Here is a 21504-nt window from a genome sequence, read left to right on the forward strand (position 1 = left end):
ACGGGAACCAGAAAAGCGACCGATTATTTAATTGGTTTTAATCTTGCTGTAAAGTGTCTTAATACTGGTGGTTCATATTCGAAATCAAGACCTTTCAGAGTTGCGAATTTATCTTTTAACCCAATGAGAGCATCTGCAATATAATCCATATGGTCATTGGTATATACGCGTCTCGCAATAGTTAATCGCATAAATTCCATGTCTGCATGTTTTTGTTTGCCCGTTTCAGGATCTCGGCCTAATAAGAATGAACCAATTTCAACCGCACGAACACCCGATTCTAAATAAAGTGCGTTAATAACAGCTTGCGCAGGGAATTGGTCACCTGGAATATGTGGAACCAATTTTTTACAGTCGACAAATACTGCGTGCCCGCCTGTAGGATATTGAATTGAAATACCACCTTCGCGTAAGCGGTCACCTAAGTATTTAACTTGCCCTATACGATAATGCAGATATTCTTCACCAGCCCCTTCTTCAAGACCCTGTACCATTGCCGCCATATCACGACCCGCTAATCCACCATAGGTCACGAAACCTTCCATTGGCACACAGCGTTGTCTTGCCAGTGTGAAGATCTTTTCATCATTTTTAATACAAACCAACCCGCCGATATTTAATAGTGGGTCTTTTTTCGCTGACATCGTTAATGCATCAGCATACTTATACATATCAAGAATAATTTCTTTAATTGTCGAATTTTTATATTTAGGATCACGCTCTTTAATAAAATACGCATTTTCACAAAAACGAGCCGAGTCCATGACAACAAAGATATTATGTTGTTTAGCAATCTCATAAACTTCTTTCAAATTCGCCATTGATACTGGCTGACCGCCTGCACTATTACAAGTTACAGTAGATACAATTGCAACAACGTTTTCTGCACCATGCTCCGCAATATTATCTTTTAATTTTTGGATATCAAAATTACCTTTCCAATCATCATAAGTATCCGAGTCATAGGCTTTTTCGGTAACAATATTAATTGCCTTACAACCGTTTAATTCAACGTGTGCTGCTGTTGTATCAAAGTGGAAATTAGAAATAAATACCGGTTTTTTAGCACCGCCTTGTTCCTGTTTTACTTTCAATAAAACAGGGAATAACATATTTTCAGCACCGCGACCTTGGTGAGCAGGAATGACGTAATCATAGTCAAACATCTCTTTCACTTTATCTTTTAAATCATAATAGTTACGAGATCCTGCGTACGCTTCATCACCAGTAATCATTGCTGCCCACTGGTGGTCACTCATCGCATTGGTACCTGAGTCAGTTAATAAATCAATATAAACCGCGCTGCTTGGTAGTAAAAATGGGTTATATCCTGCTTCTTTTAACGCCGCTTCACGTTCTTCTCTTGATGGAATACGGATATTTTCTACCATTTTAATACGGAATGGTTCTACGATTCTTTTAGCCATGATAATACCTTTAATTTTTCATTAAATAATAAATAATAGAGATTTAACCCATAGTGAAATAAGTTAAAAAAACTTTAAGAAAGGAAAATAGAAAGGTTATTTATTTGGGAAAAAGAAGGCTAAAGAGATATCAATATTGAACCATTTCTTCATATAGAAGAAATACCTTGAAATGAGAGATTCGTTTAACAAGAACATACTATGACTCCTATCAACGAGGAATTAGTACAACCGACTGCTATTATATATATAACAGTTGTATTACCAAAGTAATCGCTATTGTCATAATATTGTACCTCTATCACATTATTAGCAAGAGAGGCAGGAACAACTTGACTCAAGTCACAGTCTTAATTTATTTATTAAATAAGAGTTTAATTTTATTAAATTTAGTTTAACTACATTAGTAAAAGTACATATACTTAATATAACAACATAATTAAATACATTAATTTAACTTAAATAAAAGATAACTTAAATAAAATGGGTAAAATAGTTTTATTTTACCCATTATTAAAATAATTAATAATTACTGAGCATCTTTACCGTATTTAGGTGACCTAGGCCCATATAAGATACCATTAGGTTTACCTGCAGATAATAACCTGACACTTGTTATACCTGCAATTGCATAGCTTTTATCTGTCATTGTATCTACGATTTGGTTAACAACAGCAGATACTAACACCCCAATAATACTATTTGACGAGGAATTATTTTCAGCACTCGATGCAGTTGCGGAGCCACTCCATAATAACGCCCCTGTCCTAGCATCAACCAATTTTGCATCCGCTGTAACGCGAGTATCACTGGAAATAACCTGATAACTTGTTCCGTATTCAGTAATATTCAAATAAAGTACCGCATCATTACCAAAAATTTCACGTAATTTTTCTGGAGGAACAGCCTGAATATCACCCGAATTTGTCATCCCGTTTTGCTTAAAAGTTTCCTCAACAACAGCAACAGGGAACACATAATAACCCGCCTCAGCTAAAGGAAAGGTCGCTTGTGATAATAAACCATGACTTGCCTGTACCTCTGGTGAACTATTTTGTGGTAATAGCACCAGAATACTTTTTGGTTTACTTTGATTAAATGCCGTGTAATCAACTTTAGTTGACTGAGCACATCCCGTTAATAACCATGTCATCACCAATCCGCAGACTATAAGTAAATGTTTCATTTTACTTTTCCTTTATTTTTCATGAGAAAATCCATGTAAGCCGCAGATTCTGGATACAATGCTTTTTCTGCTGTGAATTCTTGCATTGCAAGATCAACCACTCCGGTTGTTGAGTACAATAACCCTAAATGTGCATGTAACCCTGGCGGAGTTGCCAAACCTTTTGCTTTGCTCATTTCCAAATTCTTTTTCAAAGCTTGAATTTGCTCTTGGGGGCTAGTTTCTGTTTGTTGATAATATTGGTAAACCGTTGTTTGATAACCATCCCAGTTATATAATGGTTTTGGTTCATTGGCACAGCCATTTAATAAAATCGCACCGGCCATAACAGCCAATAATTTAATTTTCATCGTATTTCCTTATTTAGCTGGCTGCCATGCACCACTTTCAATACCCGAAACTAAGTTATTTACAGCTTCCCTAATGGCTAAATCTAATACTTTTCCATTCAATGTTGAGTCATAACTAGCGGTGCCACCAAAACCAATCACTTCCCTATTTGATAATTCATATTCACCAGCACCTTGTGAAGAAAATACCACTTCAGATGTTTGAACATTAACAACGTTTAAATTGACTTTGGCATACGCTACTTGTGATTTACCCCGACCTAAAATACCGAATAACTGGCGATCCCCTACTTCTTTTCGCCCAAATTCAGTAACATCACCAGTAATCACATAAGTTGCACCTTTTAACTGTTGAGACTGACCTTTAATGCCAGCTTCTTCTTTAAGCTCTTGCATATTTGCACGGTCTAATACATTAAAACGACCTGTTTGCTGTAAATGTGTCATCAAAATGGTTTTAGATTGATTACCTAAACGATCAACACCATCAGAGAAAATACCATTCATATAACTAGAACGATTATCGAATTTCCCTATTGATATTGGGCTTTTTGGACCTGAATATTGAGTATTATATGTCGCAACTTTTTCTACAGCTAAAGAGCGAGAAGATTCTTTAGCACAACCACTTAATAATGCACTTGCAATAAAAATAGATGCAATACTGATTTTGGATATATTCATTTAGCTATCTCAATTAAAATAGAATTAGAATTAGAATTAGAATTAGAATTAGAATTAGAATTAGAATTAGAATTAGAATTAGAATTAGAATTAGAATTAATTTTTGCACTGTTATTTTGCATTAAATGAAGAATAGGATCTAGTCAATACTACCTATTTTTTACCTTATGTTTAGCTTGATTTTTAATTACGATAATATTCATAAAGTCACTAAGGTTTACTAAAATAAAATCAACCGTTTGATTAAATATGGGTAAATTTAGAAAAACAATTTAATTAGTAATCTTTAGTGATGATATCGAATATCCCCTCTATAGATAATAATATATATTATTATCTATATTTCTTTTATTTTATTTGTTTTTTCTGATTAAAGGTAATATTTCCTTATAATCAATTAGAATTGATTAATTTTTATCTATTTTTCAATCTACCATTGAAAGGCCCTCTTACTCATCTTAACGCGAAGATTTACCGCAAACTATTCCCATCTCCGTATTAAATTAACCTTTTAAGTAACCAATATAAAAAAGGATAGAGTTTCCCCTATCCTTCTTGAATGAAAACGCGCTAAAGCATAATTACATATCAATGCAAAGATTGATAAGAAACTTGTACACCTTTAGTCAAATTACCTTCATTCGAATAAGTGCTTTCTATTTCAATCAAGGATTGGTCCGCCATATTGTATATTTTGTTATACAAAGGAAATTCAGGGCGATAACGAATCTCTTTCGTTGCAATATCCATCATTAAATATTGTTGTGAACCTCTAACTGAATTCGAAACAATTACTCCTTGATTGCCAACTTTTAAGCTGTTCAAATGGTTATAACCGCTTTCTGCAATAACCTCAAAATCACCATTAGTTTGGAATTGCATCAAAGAAAATAAACGGCGTGAAGGCTCCTGAGCAACCACAAAAATATCGCCATGACGATTTTGTGCTGATTCATTAATTCTGACAGGTAACCATTTACTACTAATAACCTGTTTAGTGGGGATATCCATGATAACTTCCAGTGATCCCATTTGATTACCGTAGCTGTACCACATTACGATTTTATCTCGATAAGTTGCGTAGGAGAAATTTGAATTACCAGAAATTTCCTCAGGAAATAATGATTTAGCTAAATCACGAACATTCATAAAATGTTCCCATACCATTCCTTTATCTGCGCTAATAAAAATATTTTCATTATCCGCAACCACATAAAAAGGAGAACCTTTAGATTGATAAATTTTTCCCATAATTAATGTCGAAAATAGAGAGCTGGGTCTATCTCCCCAAGGAATTAATTCACTTACTGAAAAATTAGTTAAATTAATAGTGCGGTAGCCATCCCTTAGCATGATTAGGCACTCATTTCTTTCACAAACAGCATTATAGAAGCTTTGGTCACCATACGTAATAAAATGGACACCTTGATTATCTGCAAACAATATCTGGTAATCATATTCACTCAACGTTTCATAAGGACTATAAGAATAATAATAGCTAGAACGACTGCTTTTTTGAGCTATTATTAGCATCCCCTTTTCAGATGGAAATGTCGTTGCGAAATCATAGCTACCTATTGCTACACTATTTTCATTATGGTTTTGCCATTGCCAATCTTCCGTACCACCACGAATAAAAACAAAAAGAGTGAACAATAAACTGAGTGCAAAAATAAACGTTAAAATAAGGAATCGTTTACTGAGAAATGGGTTCATGAACGCACCTCCGTCACATAATCTGTTTTACCGTGCTGCCGACGAAGTTGTTTTAAAAAATATTGAGATTGATAATAGGCATTACCGCGTTTTGACACTTTAAAATAAATCGCCACACATAAAGCAATAAGGAAGCTTATTCCGAGTAAAATAGCTCCTGAAAAACTGATAAACATGACACCAGTATCAATAATATTCATCCAGTCCCAATAATCCCAATAGCCGCCTTTTTCAAAGGTTTCGCTAATAGATACGCTACCAACGGCTAGAATGAAAAGCGCTAGAATACAGAATATAAAGCCCCACAAACCAATATAGAACCCTCTTTCTTGTGGAGCGCCTTTACCTATCAGGCTATATGCTAGTCCGTCTTGATGATTTAGGATGCCAAAAACGACTTGTTCCTTTGAATCTTCCTGAATATTTTTATGTAAAACCTCAAGTTCATCCGCCTGTGCAATAAATAATTTATGATTATTAAAAAGGGGCTCATTTGCTGAGACTAGAACTCCCATGTGTTTTTTATTAATCTGTAAATTAACTTTATTGAGTGTTTGGATAGTATCTCCTGCAGCGATCGTAAGGTTGTAATTTGCAGTGATATTTACCTTGCCTTTTGTCACGGATAGTGATGTTTTATCAACATTAATTTCAGCAGCTTTATGTAATTTTACAGGCTTAGATTTAGGATTCTTGATACCGTCGATTTCAATATATGAACTTTCTTCAAACAGTTTATATTTCCCAGCAATAACTGAATCTAGCGCTTTCAAAATTAATTTTCGTTTTGGGCTTAAAATATGCTTTGTTTGTACGAGTGCTAAGCCAAAAAGAATGATCCCAGCGAAAGCAGCACAACCCAAAATGGCCACTAATATTATCATCAAGAAACTGTCGTCTGCCTCAGTAAAACAGTAATACACCGCAGGTATCAGTGCCATTAAGACTAACGAAATTAAGTATTGTTTTCCTAGTGAACGATTAAAGCCAACGGTTCTATCGGGCTCAAGCCGGCCATGCTCAGCATGGTAAACCCATTCAACCCAATAGCTTCCATCATTCATCTCTTCTGCACAAATAACCAAAGAGTCACCTTGCTGTATGCGCTCTAAAAATATTTGGCTATTTGAAAAATCATCCTGATTAAAGAAAAATACTTTTTCAGAGGCAATCAATCTTACCATCCCCATTGGGCTGACATTTTGATAATCACATTGAGTAAGACTGACATGGAAATATTGAACTCGCATGAGTAAATGCCTATTTCGCTAAGTAAATTTAACATTATGATAATAAATAAAGGTATATAGCCCTAGTAAAACTTACCTTATAATAAAATAATTCAGACAATGACGAGCACTCTAAACTGTTATTTAACTCAGGTTAATTATTAGAAATAGGTGTCTCCTACTAGCAAAGCCAGTAATTACTGATAAACTTGCATTCAATACAAAGTTTGTGAGTGAAATGTGGCAATAAAGCAATTTTACCACTCCTTCCTTTAACAATAATTTTGAATAACAGCGATGACATCACAACCTGCATATAAGCAAATCCAGTCTTACATTTTACGCAGTATTGATTTAGGTATTTTTATGCCTGAAACTCAAATACCGACAGAATTAGAGCTATGCGCTCAGTTCAATGTAAGCCGTATGACGGTGAATAAAGCCATTTCAGAGTTAAGCCAAAAAGGGATCCTAAATCGAATTGCAGGGAAAGGCACATTTGTTGCCACCCAAAAACATGAGCTCCCGGTTACAAAAGCATTTGATATTTTTGATGAGATCTCAACGAGCGGTAACAAATATAGCGGTCACCAATTACAACTTAAAATTATTTCCGCGTCAGCAGAAATCGCACTACAGCTCGGAATTAGCGAAGGAAGTGATGTGGGATACTGTAAAGTTCTTCATTTTGAAAACGATATCCCTTTAATGTTAGAAGAACGCTATGTTAACCACGCCATTGTGCCTGACTTTGTTAAGCAAAAATATGGCGATACAGAAACGCCTAGCGGTTACTTGCAACGCCATTTTCCTGTCAGTGAAATGGAACATACCATTGAAGCCGCATTAGCCACAAAGTCCATTGCTCAATCATTATCAATTAAAGAAAACTCACCTTGTTTACAACTTAGTCGGCGCACTTGGACAGGTAAGACCCTAATTAGCTATGTTAAAATGATCACCGCGGGTTCGCGCTACAAATTAAAATTACATTCGCGAATTGAGAATTAATGCAGAAATAAAAAAATGGGGCAAAATTGCCCCAAAGCGACTGATAAAACAAAAAATATCAAGCACATCTACATCACAATAAATTCGTTTTACATTCCTTGATAAATAGGCCCTTCCCCTCCTTGGGGAGCAGTCCAGGTGATATTTTGTAACGGATCTTTAATGTCACAAGCCTTACAATGCAGGCAGTTTTGTGCATTAATTTGTAGTTTTTCTTCACTTTTATCCCCTATAATTTCATAGACTCCAGCGGGGCAATAACGTGTCTCAGGCGCAGCATATTTCATTAAATTAACTTGGATAGGAACATTAGTATCAGCCAGTTTTAAATGGCAGGGTTGTTCCTCTTCATGGTTCGTATTCGATAAAAAAACGGAAGAAGGCTTATCAAAAATTAATTTACCATCGGGTTTTAGGTAGTCTATCGGTGTAAAACCTTTCGCTTCTTTTATTCCTTCGTGGTCCGATTGTTTTAATTTCAACGTCCACGGGCTGCGCCCTTTTAATAACAGTTGTTCTGCACCAAATAGCATTGAACCAACGACTAAACCTTTTTTCATATAAGGCTTAAAATTCCGTGTTTGGTAAAGCTCTTGATATAACCAGCTCTCTTCAAATAGCTGTCGAAATTGCTGTTTAAACTGTAAATAGTCAACCATTCCATTCTGGATAGCGCTAAACCACGCTTCTGCCGCTAGTGCGCCACTTTTAACGGCACAATGGGTGCCTTTGATACGAGCCGCGTTTAAAAAACCAGCATCATCGCCAATTAGCACCCCACCAGGAAAGCTTAATTCGGGTAACGCGGCTAACCCACCCGCCACCATCGTTCTAGCACCATAACTGATCCGCTCTCCACCCAATAAAAAATCACTAAAAGCAGGATGGGTTTTTAAGCGTTGAAACTCATCAAATGGTGATAAATAAGGGTTTTCATAATTTAGCCCGACGACCAAACCCACTGCGACTAAGTTATCTCCATAGTGATAAGCAAAGCCACCGCCATAGGTGTGGTTATCTAGTGGCCAACCAACAGAATGGACAACTAACCCTGCTTGATGTTGCTCTTTTGGAATTTGCCAGATTTCCTTAATTCCCAAACCATAGGTTTGTTTGCCACTCTCTGCAGATAAATTAAAATGGTTTATTAATTGTTTACCGAGTTGACCTCGGCACCCTTCCGCAAAAAAGGTCATTTTCGCAAGCAAATTCATACCCGGTTGATACATCGGTGTTGGGTTACCTGATTTATCGAGTCCCATATCTCCAGTGGTGACACCTATTACTTGGTTTGTCTCATCAAATAGCACTTCAGTCGCAGCAAAACCAGCAAAAACATCAACCCCTAATCTTTCAGCTTCCACGGCAAGCGCAGCACTGACCTGCCCTAAGCTACCAATGAAATTACCATCATTTTTCAAACACTTTGGTAATAAAGATAGCGGTAAATGACTTGCTTTTTTCTCTTTCAACCATAAAAAACGGTCATGGTTTACAGGTGTTAAGGGGCCTGAAACCTTTTGCTGCCAGTCTGTCAGCAATTCATCAAGAGCCCGTGGATCAATCACCGCACCAGATAAAACATGAGCACCTATCTGTGCGCCTTTATCAATTAAACAAACCGATATGTCTGTTCCTTTCTCTGTGGCAAGCTGTTTTAATCGTATTGCTGCAGATAACCCCGCAGGTCCACCACCGACAATCAGGACATCGAACTCCATCGATTCCCGCTCGGGAGCCTCGTTTATCTTATCAATATTGTCGATAGCCATTCATCCACCTCTTACGCTAATGCTTTGTCAAATTCCGGTAAGATCTCAAATAGATCGCCAACAATGCCATAATCTGCAACTTGGAAAATCGGCGCTTCAGGGTCACTATTAATCGCAACGATTACTTTACTTTCTTTCATGCCTGCAACGTGTTGAATTGCCCCTGAAATTCCTACTGCGATATATAAATCTGGTGCAACAATTTTCCCTGTTTGCCCGACTTGATAGTCATTCGGAACAAAGCCTGCATCGACCGCGGCACGTGAAGCACCAACCGCAGCGCCCAATTTGTCAGCGATTGTTTCCAATAGCGCAAAATTTTCACCAGAGCTCAAACCTCTCCCACCTGAAATAACCACTTTTGCAGAGCTCAATTCCGCACGGCTAACTTGGGTTAGAGATTGGCTTTTTAGCTGACTACGCAAGGGAATATCGGCAAGGGAAACGGTTTCAATTTCAGCATCACTTTGTGCTTCATATCCCCCCGAAAATGTCGAACTACGCACCGTAATAACCACTTGTTGGCCATTATTCTGCACTGTTGCTAACGCATTTCCTGCATAAATAGGCCTAATGAAGGTTTGAGAATCAATAATTTGGGTAATGTCTGAAATTTGTGCAATCCCTAACGTTGCAGCAACCCGTGGGGCTATATTTTTCCCAAATGTCGTCGCAGGAAACAGTAAATGGGAATATTCCTTTGCGATATTAACCACAGCGTGAGCCATCGGTTCTGCGAGTTGGTTTTTCAAGTTATCTGATTGTATTTCTAGAACTTTACTCACACCCTTTATGCTCGCAGCTAGCTGAGCGACCAATTTCGTCTCATCTCCCGCAACTAATAAGTGCAAATGATCACCCGCAGCAAGAAGTTGTTTTGCAGCGTTAATGCTATGATAAGTAGAGGTTTTAATTGTTTGGTTATCATGTTCGACCACCACTAATACAGATATTTGGCTCATTGATATTTCCCTCGATTAAATCACTTCTTTCGCGTGCAATGCACTGACTAGCTCTGTCGCATTGCTTAACAATGTACATTGCCCTGCCCGTTTTTTGGGTTCGGAGACACTAAGCGTTTTAATTTGCCCTAATGGCGTAAAATCCATCTCAACAATATCGATAATATCTAACGTTTTTTTCTTAGCTTTCATGATGTTAGGTAAAGTTGCATAACGAGGTTCATTAAGACGTAAGTCCGTTGTGATAACCGCGGGTAATGGCATCTCTAATGTTTCTAACCCGCCATCAATTTCCCTTGTAACTTGCAGCAATTGGCCTTCAAACTGAATTTGTGAGGCAAATGTCGCCTGCGGATAATCTAATAATGCGCTAAGCATTTGGCCTATTTGATTACAATCATCATCAATAGCTTGTTTGCCTAATAAAATAAGATCCGGCTGTTCCTTTTCCACAATTCGTTGAAGTAAACGCGCAATATCCAGTGGTTCTAAGGTCAACTCTCCAGACCTCTGGACTAAAATGCCGCGGTCAGCACCAATCGCCATCGCACTGCGTAATGTTTCTTGATAGCCAATATCACCAACAGAAACAGCAATAACTTCTGTCGCTTTTCCCGCCTCTTTTAAACGTACAGCTTCCTCGACAGCGATTTCATCGAAGGGGTTGATGGCCATTTTGACATTCGCCAATTCAACGCCTGAGCCATCGGCTTTTACTCTTATTTTGACGTTATGGTCTATTACTCGCTTCACTGCGACTAAAATTTTCATAGCAACTCCTATCCCAATTCTTCAATGATTGTTGGGTATGATGATGTTCTAAAATCGTTTTTTAGGTTGAGAGAAACCGTAACAGTGATATTCACACTGCTACTGGTTGTCTCAATTTTTACTATTTTTAATGCTAGTTTTTGATGAAATATTTATTTACTTGTGGGTAATATCAATCGGTCTGCCACTGACATAGGCCATTTTTTAATCGCAACATAGTAAATAACACTGGTTGCCACCAAGCCCACAATCCATGAGATATCAACACCACCGAGTTTTTCGACTAAAGGCCCGGTATAAAACCCTGTTGAAATAAAGGGTAACTGTATTAACACACCCACAATGTAAGTGAATATCCCAACTTTATTCCAACGCCCATAGCGGCCATTTGGGTTTGCGAGTTCAGGAACGTCGTAGCGGCCTTTAGTGACCCAATAGTAGTCAACCAAGTTGATTGCGCTCCAAGGGGTAAAGAATGCAAGCAAAAACAATAAGAAAGCAGAAAAGAGTTTTAAAAATGAATGCTGGCCTGCTAGTCCAAGTAAGGTTGAGAAACTGACCATTAAAATAATAAAGAACAACCTTTGCCCACGAGAAATTTGGCTTTTCCCACGGAAGCCACACCAAATTGCCGCCATAGACATAAAACTGCCATAAGCATTCAGTGCAGTTATCGTCACTTTTCCATAGAAAATACTGATATATAACAGAGCCGCTATCAAACCTGTGCTACCTAAGCCCACAATATATGAGACTTCGTTACCCGCAAATTTATTCCCTGCAAGTGCTGCGGCAAAAACCCCTAAAATCATCGATGCTTGCGTACCAATGACTGTCCCTGAACCTACGGCCAAAAAGGCTTTGATTGTCGGAGTTTTAGTCGGTAAATAACGTGAATAGTCAGCAACATAAGGCCCAAAAGCAATTTGCCAAGAAGCAGACAATGACATCGCTAATAAAAAATTAGTCCAGCTAAAATGGCGGTTTTCCAGTAGTACCGAAACATCATTCATATAAAATAGACGGAAAAATAGATAGAAGAACGTAATTACACCAATAACGCTCGCCACTTTTCCTAAAATATGGATGATGCGATAACCACAAATTGTGATGCCAATAATCACCACACCAAAAATGATAATTCCAACCCAATCCGTCACATGTAATAACTGACCCACCGCTTGCCCTGCCAGCACGGTACCACTGGCAGAAAACCCGACATACATCATGCAAACTAATAAAATAGGGATGACTGCACCGTATACACCAAACTGTACACGGCTCGAAATCATTTGTGGTAACCCCAATTTTGGCCCTTGCACCGCATGCAAAGCCATCACCGCACCACCTAGCAGCTGGCCAATAAATAAGCCAATTAATGACCAGAATACATCCCCACCCAGTACGACTGCCAAGGCTCCGGTTACAATTGCGGTTATTTGCAAATTAGAACCAAACCAAAGTGTGAATTGGCTTGATAAGGTGCCGTGGCGCTCGGACTCTGGAATGTAATCGATGGAACGCGCTTCGATTAAAGGTACATTCTCCTGCCGGTTTTTTTGCCCTGTAGCGATGTCGTTTGAAACTGTCATGGTAACTCCTCTTTAAGCAAGGCTGGCTTAAAGAATGAACCAATTAATCGTAATGGAACCGCAATAACTACAGTTGTAAGGTACAGTTATTAAGCATTACGCTGGGTGATGTTTTATCTGTTATTCACCCTAAATAACTAATTGAAATACATTCTTAAACCTGATTGTTGTTGTGTTTTTAATTCCATGATCCTGTTGTCAGGTAGTGCTTCCTATGGTGCTCCATAAACCAGTAAACGCCTGTCCCGCTTACTCGCTCAATACTTAAAATAAATTAGTGGGCATCTAAAACGGCACGTGAAATAATAATTTTTTGTATTTCTGACGTGCCCTCAAAAATCCGTAAAATCCGCGCATCACGCACATAACGTTCAAGGGGAAGGTCACGAATATAGCCGTAGCCGCCATGTAGCTGTAATGCTGCATCTGTAACAAAACCCGCGCACTCAGCGGCAAACAATTTCGCTGTCGCAGATTGCAAGCTAAAACGCTCCCCTGAATCACGCAATTCGGCAGCTTGCCAAGTCAACATACGAGCGGCCTCCAACTGGGTATGCATATCCGCAATACGCCATTGAGTTCCTTGGTATGCGGCTAATGGTTTTTTACCAATTTGGCGTTCTTTTACCCAACCTAAAGCACTTTCCATCGCAGCGCGAGCAATACCAAGGGATGTTGCGGCCACCTCAACACGCCCTTTATCTAAAACTTCCATCGCGGTATGGAACCCTTTATTTTCCTCTCCCAGTAATGCCGATTCCGGTAGCCAACAATTCAGTGCTAATTCATAAATCGTGCTCCCCCGTAATCCCATCGTTTTTTCAGGTTGAGAAAATGCCACACCTTCCGTGCCTTTAGGGATCATAAATGCGCTGATCCCACGGGCTCCCGCTTCTACATCCGTTTTCGCATATAGCACAATAAAGTCGGCTTCTTTGGCGTTAGTAATATAGTGTTTATTACCCCGAATACGCCAGCCACCATTTTCACGAGTTGCCACGGTTCGCATATCTGCAGGATTAGAACCCGCAGCCGGCTCAGTTAAGCCAAATGCGCCTAATAATTCTCCTGCAGCGGCTTTTGGTAACCAATAATTTTTTTGCTCTTCGGTACCACCAATTAAAATTGAATCTGTCGCCAAAAAATGTGCCGTTAGAGCCGATGAAGTCGAAGCACAAGCGGCAGCAACAGCTTCGACTACCTGACTCATCGCCACACTGCCAATACCAAAACCGCCATACTGTTCAGGTAAATTAATTCCCCAACAGCCCATTTCTCCTAACGCTTGTAAACTTTCTGCGCAAAAGGTTTCTGTCTCATCGTATCTTTGTGCATTCGGCTGTAAAATGTCATGACAAACTTTTTCTATCGCATCCACAACCGCTTGTTCTGTTTCATTAATATCAAAACTCATTGCATCGTCTCCGCATTTTTAATGGTTGTTCTCGCTGGCTTATACACTAAGTTTGCCTCACCTAATTTTGGCGCACGGCGGGTCGAATGAGGTTTATTCCCATTGAAAAAAACTGGTTGAGAAACCAAAGGCGTTCCCCCATCATTCAGGTGCGTCAGAACTTGCCTCACTTGGGCATGCTCACTTTGTGTTGCTTGGTGTAAATTATGAATTGGTGAAGCAGGAACGCCCGCATTTAATAAAATGTCGCATACCTCTTCAACGGTTTTTTGGCGTGTCCAACTTTCGATCTCTTTTCTAAGTTCAGCTTGGTGCTGTGTTCGGCTCGGGTCATTAAGGTAGCGTGAGTCGTGACATAACTCCGATTTTTCCATACATTCACAAAAACGTTGGAATAGCTTTTCACTCGCAATCGCGATAACCACTAAGCCATCTTTTGCCTGATAAGTATCGAATGGCGTAGATACTGGATGGCGGTTACCCACTAGGCTCGGAGCCTTATCATGAGCAAATAGGTTTGAAAGCCCAGTTAACTGCATACTCAGTAAGACATCCACCATCGCTACATCAATATACTGTGCCGCTTCGTCATGACGCTCTCTCGCAAATAACGCACTACTTATCGCCCATGAGGCAAACATCCCTGCACACACATCGCCAATTGACTCACCACTGCGTGTAGGCCCTGTTTCTGGGAAACCAGTGACACTCATTAGGCCTGACATCGCTTGTGCCACGATGTCATAAGCGGGATAACTGGCGAGTGGGCTGTTTTGCCCAAATCCAGAGATACTGGCGTAGATTAATTTAGGGTTGTGCTGCTTTAGGCTCTCGAAATCGATACCGAGTCGTTGAGTCACACCAGGACGAAAGTTTTCAACCACCACATCACTTTCTTTGACTAGCTGGAATAAAATCGCTCGGTCTTCATCCGCTTTAAGATCCAATTCAATACTGCGTTTACCTCGGTTAATTAAACCGTAATAAACACTTTCCCCATCAATGAATGGCCCTAAATGGCGGCTATCATCACCGTGGTTGGGCACTTCAATTTTGATCACTTCAGCACCAAGATCGGCCATCATACCTGTGCAATAAGGGCCTGCTAACACACGGCTTAAATCGATCACTTTGATCCCCGCCAGTGGCCCTTGTCTTTTCTGAGTTAACGCAGCATTCATACTGAATTCCTTCTATTCCAGAAAGATGCCAGCTCAACTTCAGCTGGCACACGACATTACTTCACCATCGGCAAGTTCAGTCCTTGCTCTTTCGCGCAGTTAATGGCGATGTCATAACCTGCATCTGCATGACGCATAACGCCCGTTGCAGGGTCATTATGTAAAACACGAGCTAAACGCTTATCAGCAGCGTCCGTTCCATCACACACAATGACGACGCCTGAATGTTGTGAGAAGCCCATGCCAACACCACCACCGTGATGTAAACTGACCCATGTTGCGCCACCTGCGGTATTTAATAGTGCGTTCAATAAAGGCCAGTCTGATACCGCATCAGAACCATCTTTCATGGATTCCGTTTCACGGTGAGGGCTAGCCACAGAGCCTGAATCTAAGTGATCACGACCGATCACAATTGGCCCCTTTAACTCACCACTTTTCACCATTTCGTTGAAAGCTCGTCCTAATCTTTCTCTGTCTTTTAAGCCTACCCAACAAATACGTGCAGGAAGCCCTTGGAATGCGATACGCTCGCGTGCCATATCGAGCCAATTATGTAAGTGTTTGTCATCTGGTAATAATTCTTTTACTTTTTGATCTGTTTTATAGATATCTTCAGGATCACCAGATAACGCAACCCAACGGAATGGGCCAATACCTTCACAAAACAGAGGGCGAATATAAGCAGGAACAAAACCTGGGAAATCAAAGGCATTACTAATGCCTTCATCTTTTGCCATTTGGCGAATATTATTGCCGTAGTCAAAAGCCGCTGAGCCACGCTTTTGCATCGTTAACATCGCATCCACTTGGACTGCCATACTTTTTTTCGCTGCCTTGGTCACTTCAGCAGCTGCGGTTTGTTGTTTTTCACGCCATTGGGAGAGTGTCCAACCCTGTGGTAAGTAACCGTGCACAGGGTCATGGGCACTCGTTTGGTCAGTGACGGAATCAGGGGTGATATTGCGTTTCACCAGTTCACTATAAACATCAGCCGCATTACCTAATAACCCAACAGAAACTGGCTGGCCATTTGCTTTGGCTTCCTCGATGTATTGTAGTGCCTCATCTAATGTCGTCGCTTTTTTATCCACATAGCGGGTTCTTAAACGAAAATCGATACGGCTTTCATCGCATTCGACCGCTATCATGCTAAAACCCGCCATGGTTGCTGCTAATGGCTGTGCTCCGCCCATTCCACCTAAACCGCCCGTTAAGATCCAACGCCCTGCTGCGTTACCATTAAAGTGTTGTTTGGCCAGTGAAACGAACGTTTCATAGGTGCCTTGAACGATCCCTTGAGAACCAATATAGATCCAAGAACCGGCCGTCATTTGGCCATACATCATTAAGCCTTTACGATCTAACTCATTGAAGTGATCCCAATTCGCCCAGTGAGGAACAATATTTGAGTTTGCGATCAATACACGCGGCGCATCTGGATGGGTAGGGAACACACCTACAGGTTTACCTGACTGCACGAGTAATGTTTGGTCATCTTCCAGTGTGGTCAGCACATCTAAAATTTTGTCATAGCATTCCCAATCACGTGCCGCACGACCAATACCGCCATAGACCACTAAGCTTTGAGGGTGCTCAGCGACATCAGGGTCTAAATTATTTTGGAGCATGCGATATACCGCTTCTGTCAGCCAGCTCTTACAGGTTTTCTCACTGCCACGTGGTGCGCGGATCACTCGAGTTGAGTCAGTACGATTTAACATGGTTGTATCCCCTATTATCCATTTTTAATTAACTTTAAATTAACAATTTTATTTATAATAATCTGCGAGATACCCAGTTAGTGGCGATGCACCAGTGTTTTAAAATTAATTATTTGATTTAAAATCAATAGATTAATTTAATATCAACTTACTCGAGACTATCTACTTATTTAGAGTGTTTATCTATGATTCAAATATATATACATTTACTTCACAAAGTATATACATTTAAATTTGAAATTTTATAGGAAGTGTGAAGGTTGGAACACAAGAGAAGTTATACAACAACAAGTAGCTGTATGTTTCTAGAGAAAAATTTGTATATACATTTGTTTTTATGCATAAAAACAAGTAAATAGCGAAATTGTGAGTCGCTTCACAGAACATTGCAACGATGTATAGCGAGAAAACCCATGCCGTACCGCTCAAAATGGTGTACACCAGAAACAAAAACGGGCTACCTGCATCAACAGATAACCCAAGCAATCAGAAAAAGTGAATGATAATTTAATTTTCTAAATCATTCGCGTTGTGCCTAGGCGGCAAAATGAGGATAGCTTGGGGAACATACACAAGTATGTGACCCAAGTAGCCGAATAAAGCCGACAACGCCACAGCGTGAAGGATAACGAAAATTGGGAACATACATAAAGTATGTCACCCAAACAGCCGAGTGAAGCCAACAACGCTACAGCGTGAAGGATAACGAAAATTTTAGCCGCCTAGATAGGCGCTTCGTACTGCCTCATTCGCTAGCAACGCCTTACCACTATCTTCCAGCACAATATGCCCATTTTCCAATACATAGCCACGGTCTGCGAGTTTCAACGCTTGGTTGGCATTTTGCTCGACAAGGAAAATCGTCATTCCTTCTTCGCGTAACTGTTGGATTGTATCGAAAATTTGCATAATAATAATGGGAGCAAGGCCTAGGGATGGCTCATCAAGTAAGAGTAACTCTGGCTGGCTCATTAAAGCACGGCCTATCGCTAGCATTTGTTGCTCACCGCCAGACATCGTTCCTGAACGTTGGCTTCGACGCTCATACAGCCTTGGAAATAGCTTATAAACTCGCTCAATACGTTCTTGGTACTGTTGGCGATCGGCAAAAAATCCCCCCATCGCGAGATTTTCTTCCACTGTCATACGAGAAAACACACGCCGCCCTTCGGGTACTAATGCAATGTCTTCACGCATAATTTTCGAAGTGGGCAATTGGGTGATATCGACGCCTCGGTAGATGACTTGACCTTCCGATGCACGTGGATCGCCACAAAGCGTACTGAGCAAGGTGGTTTTCCCTGCACCATTTGCTCCAATTAAGGTCACAATTTCACCTTTTTGGATATTCAAACTAATTTCATGTAGTGCTTGAATTTTTCCATAATGAGTAGAAACTTTTTTAAACTCTAGCATCAGTAAGCTTCCCCCAAATAGGCTTTTATCACATCAGGATGTTGACGAATCTCACTCGGTGTCCCATTCGCTAATGGCGTTCCTTGATTCACGACATAAATGCGATCTGAAATTCCCATGACTAATTTCATATCATGTTCAATTAATAGAATTGAAACATTATGATGAGCTCGTAACTCGGCAATCAAGTCATCTAAATCATTGGTTTCTTTAGGATTAAGACCTGCTGCAGGTTCATCTAGCATTAATATTTCAGGGCGAGTGACCATACAGCGAGCTATTTCTAACCGACGTTGCTGCCCATAGGCTAAATTACCCGCTTGTCGATTGGCAAAGGGGAGTAAATCAACACGCTCAAGCCATTTTACCGCATTATCAAGCGCTTCAGCCTCTGCCCGACGAAACGCAGGGGTTTTCAATAGCCCAGAAAAAATGCCACTTTTTAAATGTTGATGTTGCGCCACAAGTAAATTTTCAATCACCGTCATTTCTTTAAATAACCGCACATGCTGAAATGTTCGGATGACACCAAGGCGGGCAATAGACTGCCCTGTCAGCCCTTCAAGATGTTTTTCACGATATAAAATTGTGCCACTGGTTGGCTTATAAAAACCCGTTAAACAGTTAAAAATGGTGGTTTTACCCGCCCCATTCGGGCCAATCAGTGAAACTATTTCCCCTTGATTAATAGTTAACTCAACATTGTTGACGGCAAGTAACCCACCAAAACGCATTGTTAAGCCATTAACTTGTAGCAAAGGCGTTGTTATATGGCTCATACGCCCTCCCCTTCAGGGACTTTTTTCACCTGCATTTGACGACGATTCATCGGTAATAGGCCTTGTGGTCGCCAGATCATCATCAGTACCATCAGCGCCCCTAATAACAGCATGCTGTATTGATTAAGGTCACGCATCATTTCCCGTGATACGACTAAGATAATTGCGGCTAAAATCACGGAAGTTTGTGAGCCCATTCCCCCTAAAACGACAATGGCTAACACAAATGCCGACTCCACAAAGGTAAAAGATTCTGGGCTGATAAACCCTTGCCGGGCGGCAAATAACGTCCCTGCAAACCCCGCAAAGGCTGCACTGATAGTAAATGCGGTTAATTTTATTCGAGTCGGGCTTAGCCCTAATGAGCGACAAGCAATTTCATCTTCGCGCAATGCTTCCCATGCACGACCTAATGGCATACGCAGTAAGCGATTGATAACAAATAAGGTTAAGACTACTAATAACAAGGCAACAAAATACAGGAAAATAATACGGTCACCAGGGCTGTAATCTAAGCCAAAAAAGTTATGGAAGGTATCCCAGCCATCTTTTGCAGTACGGCTAAATTCCAAGCCAAAAAAAGTCGGTTTCGGTAATTGACTGATCCCATTAGGCCCGCCAGTGATTTCGGTATTATTCAGTAATAAAATACGAACAATTTCCCCAAAGCCAAGCGTCACTATTGCAAGATAGTCTCCCCGCAACCTTAGAACAGGGAATCCCAATAAAAAGCCGGCTAACGCAGCGGTTAACCCTGCAATCGGTAAACTTTCCCAGAAGCCAAAACCATAGTAATGATTTAATAAACCAAAAGTATAAGCACCGATGGCATAAAAGCCGGCATACCCAAGAACTAGTAAGCCGGATAACCCAACAACCACATTTAACCCTAAGCCTAACATTACATAAATTAATGTCAGGGTGGCAATATCCACGCTTCCGCGAGAAACAATAAATGGCCAAATAATTGCAGCAATAATAATTACAGCCGCAAGAATCTTTTGCTTGGCTGTCGAACCATCAAAATCAGGAATAGCCCACGCCTTCTTAGGAACTCCTTGCCATACTTTACTTAATGTTGGACGAACCAACTGGTAAACAAAGATGACAACAATACCCGCAATGATCCAGTTCCAACGTACAGAATCCCCAACCGTAACAACCAGTTTTGTGCCATCAAGAGCGAGCTGCAACCCCATCATGAACAGTGCCAATACGAAAAAAGTCACTGAAGCCACAATGGCATTAATCCAATTTTCTTTTCTCATACTTTTTCGACCTCCGGGCGTCCCAGAATGCCGGTTGGCATGATTAACAACACACCAATCAATAAACCAAATGACACAACATCTTTATATTCTGTACTTAAATATGCAGAGGTCATCGCTTCTGCAACGCCTAAGATTAAACCACCTAACATGGCGCCGGGAATACTCCCTATCCCCCCTAATACTGCCGCAGTAAATGCTTTCATTCCTGCCATAAAACCAATATAAGGGTTAATCACACCATAAAATTGCCCCAATAGCACACCAGCCACAGCAGCCATTGCAGCACCGATAACGAAAGTCAATGAAATGACGCGATCGGTATTAATGCCTAATAAGCTGGCCATTTTAAGATCTTCTGCACAGGCTCGGCAGGCTCTACCCATTTTTGAATAACGAATAAATAATGTTAAAGCCACCATGGCAAGAACCGTAACAACCCAGATAGTTAGTTGCATCTTAGTGACGGTTGCTTCAAAGCCATCGCTTTCCCCCAAGATCCATTGCCCTGAAATTAAGCTAGGTAAAGCTAGATCACGCGAGCCTTGCGATAAGCTGACATAGTTTTGCAGAAAAATAGACATCCCGATCGCAGAGATCAACGCAATCAAGCGTTTTGAATGGCGGACAGGCCGATAAGCAACCCGTTCAATACTCCAACCATAGGCACTAGAGACCACAATTGCCGCAATGAAGGCCGCAGCAACAAGGATCCAGCCGATATCAATCCCAAGCATCATTAAGCCTGCGATCACAATAAAAGAGACATAGCTACCAATCATGTACACTTCACCGTGGGCGAAGTTAATCATCCCAATGATGCCGTACACCATCGTATAACCGATAGCTATCAGTGCATAAGTACTGCCAAGGGTTAAACCATTCAGAAGTTGCTGAATAAAATATAGAATTTGATCTGACATAAGACTATCCTTTCGAACTACTTGTCCTCTATAGAGAACAGAAGCCGGAAGCAAGTGACTTACTTCCGGTTCTTATTCGCTATGCTGGAACACTGCTGA

18 protein-coding genes are annotated in these 21504 nt (G+C 40.4%); 1 reads left to right on the forward strand and 17 read right to left on the reverse strand.

Annotation, left to right across the window (positions count from 1 at the left end; translation table 11 throughout):
* Positions 1 to 23 precede the first annotated feature (23 nt).
* The 6 genes from PSE60_RS01340 to PSE60_RS01365 form a co-directional block, all read right to left on the reverse strand.
* On the reverse strand, positions 24 to 1427 hold the full coding sequence (locus PSE60_RS01340; RefSeq protein ID WP_004908186.1) for a tryptophanase: 1404 nt from the start codon (positions 1425 to 1427) through the stop codon (positions 24 to 26).
* Positions 1428 to 1956: 529 nt separating this feature from the next.
* Positions 1957 to 2613, reverse strand: a complete 657-nt coding sequence (locus PSE60_RS01345; protein WP_272664356.1) for a DUF799 domain-containing protein — start codon at positions 2611 to 2613, stop codon at positions 1957 to 1959.
* Positions 2610 to 2963, reverse strand: coding sequence for a DUF4810 domain-containing protein (locus tag PSE60_RS01350; RefSeq protein WP_272664357.1), 354 nt, complete (start codon positions 2961 to 2963; stop codon positions 2610 to 2612). The genes PSE60_RS01345 and PSE60_RS01350 overlap by 4 nt, the downstream gene beginning before the upstream one ends.
* Positions 2964 to 2972: 9 nt before the next feature.
* The gene (locus PSE60_RS01355) at positions 2973 to 3647 is read right to left on the reverse strand and encodes a CsgG/HfaB family protein (protein ID WP_272664358.1); all 675 of its coding nucleotides are present in this window, start codon (positions 3645 to 3647) and stop codon (positions 2973 to 2975) included.
* 588 nt (positions 3648 to 4235) lie between these two features.
* On the reverse strand, positions 4236 to 5363 hold the full coding sequence (locus PSE60_RS01360; RefSeq protein ID WP_272664359.1) for a hypothetical protein: 1128 nt from the start codon (positions 5361 to 5363) through the stop codon (positions 4236 to 4238).
* Positions 5360 to 6613: a hypothetical protein gene (locus tag PSE60_RS01365; RefSeq protein ID WP_272664360.1), complete on the reverse strand. Its 1254-nt coding sequence runs from the start codon at positions 6611 to 6613 to the stop codon at positions 5360 to 5362. The genes PSE60_RS01360 and PSE60_RS01365 overlap by 4 nt, the downstream gene beginning before the upstream one ends.
* 276 nt (positions 6614 to 6889) lie before the next feature.
* Here PSE60_RS01365 and PSE60_RS01370 point away from each other — a divergent pair, with 276 nt between their 5' ends.
* The gene (locus PSE60_RS01370; protein WP_210839708.1) at positions 6890 to 7603 is read left to right on the forward strand and encodes a UTRA domain-containing protein; all 714 of its coding nucleotides are present in this window, start codon (positions 6890 to 6892) and stop codon (positions 7601 to 7603) included.
* Positions 7604 to 7692: 89 nt separating this feature from the next.
* Here the strand turns inward: PSE60_RS01370 and PSE60_RS01375 are convergent, their stop codons facing one another.
* From PSE60_RS01375 to livH, 11 genes are all read right to left on the reverse strand, one after another.
* Positions 7693 to 9375: an electron transfer flavoprotein-ubiquinone oxidoreductase gene (locus PSE60_RS01375; RefSeq protein ID WP_272664361.1), complete on the reverse strand. Its 1683-nt coding sequence runs from the start codon at positions 9373 to 9375 to the stop codon at positions 7693 to 7695.
* Positions 9376 to 9386: 11 nt separating this feature from the next.
* On the reverse strand, positions 9387 to 10337 hold the full coding sequence (locus PSE60_RS01380; RefSeq protein WP_272664362.1) for an electron transfer flavoprotein subunit alpha/FixB family protein: 951 nt from the start codon (positions 10335 to 10337) through the stop codon (positions 9387 to 9389).
* 15 nt (positions 10338 to 10352) lie between these two features.
* Positions 10353 to 11108, reverse strand: a complete 756-nt coding sequence (locus PSE60_RS01385; RefSeq protein WP_272664363.1) for an electron transfer flavoprotein subunit beta/FixA family protein — start codon at positions 11106 to 11108, stop codon at positions 10353 to 10355.
* 152 nt (positions 11109 to 11260) lie between these two features.
* Positions 11261 to 12700: a purine-cytosine permease family protein gene (locus PSE60_RS01390; protein WP_272664364.1), complete on the reverse strand. Its 1440-nt coding sequence runs from the start codon at positions 12698 to 12700 to the stop codon at positions 11261 to 11263.
* Positions 12701 to 12974: 274 nt separating this feature from the next.
* Positions 12975 to 14114 carry an acyl-CoA dehydrogenase family protein gene (locus tag PSE60_RS01395; RefSeq protein ID WP_210839730.1) on the reverse strand — a complete coding sequence of 380 codons (1140 nt, stop codon included), beginning with the start codon at positions 14112 to 14114 and terminating at the stop codon, positions 12975 to 12977.
* Positions 14111 to 15295 (reverse strand): CaiB/BaiF CoA transferase family protein, encoded by a 1185-nt coding sequence (locus PSE60_RS01400; protein ID WP_272664365.1) that lies wholly within the window; start codon positions 15293 to 15295, stop codon positions 14111 to 14113. Before PSE60_RS01400 ends, PSE60_RS01395 begins: the two co-directional genes overlap by 4 nt.
* A gap of 56 nt (positions 15296 to 15351) precedes the next feature.
* Complete coding sequence (hutU, locus tag PSE60_RS01405; RefSeq protein ID WP_272664366.1) at positions 15352 to 17019, reverse strand: urocanate hydratase; 1668 nt, start codon at positions 17017 to 17019, stop codon at positions 15352 to 15354.
* Between the two features lie 714 nt (positions 17020 to 17733).
* Entirely contained in the window at positions 17734 to 18435 is a 702-nt protein-coding gene (gene livF / locus PSE60_RS01410; RefSeq protein WP_004258508.1) for a high-affinity branched-chain amino acid ABC transporter ATP-binding protein LivF, read from the reverse strand.
* Positions 18435 to 19214 (reverse strand): high-affinity branched-chain amino acid ABC transporter ATP-binding protein LivG, encoded by a 780-nt coding sequence (gene livG, locus PSE60_RS01415; protein ID WP_004908162.1) that lies wholly within the window; start codon positions 19212 to 19214, stop codon positions 18435 to 18437. Before livG ends, livF begins: the two co-directional genes overlap by 1 nt.
* A complete protein-coding gene (locus tag PSE60_RS01420; protein ID WP_272664367.1) occupies positions 19211 to 20482 on the reverse strand; it encodes a high-affinity branched-chain amino acid ABC transporter permease LivM in 1272 nt (423 codons plus the stop codon). Before PSE60_RS01420 ends, livG begins: the two co-directional genes overlap by 4 nt.
* Positions 20479 to 21405, reverse strand: a complete 927-nt coding sequence (livH, locus tag PSE60_RS01425) for a high-affinity branched-chain amino acid ABC transporter permease LivH (protein WP_210838020.1) — start codon at positions 21403 to 21405, stop codon at positions 20479 to 20481. The genes PSE60_RS01420 and livH overlap by 4 nt, the downstream gene beginning before the upstream one ends.
* Positions 21406 to 21504: the final 99 nt, after the last annotated feature.

The organism is Providencia sp. PROV174 (genome assembly GCF_028480685.1).
GTDB classification, from domain to species: Bacteria; Pseudomonadota; Gammaproteobacteria; order Enterobacterales; family Enterobacteriaceae; genus Providencia; species Providencia rettgeri.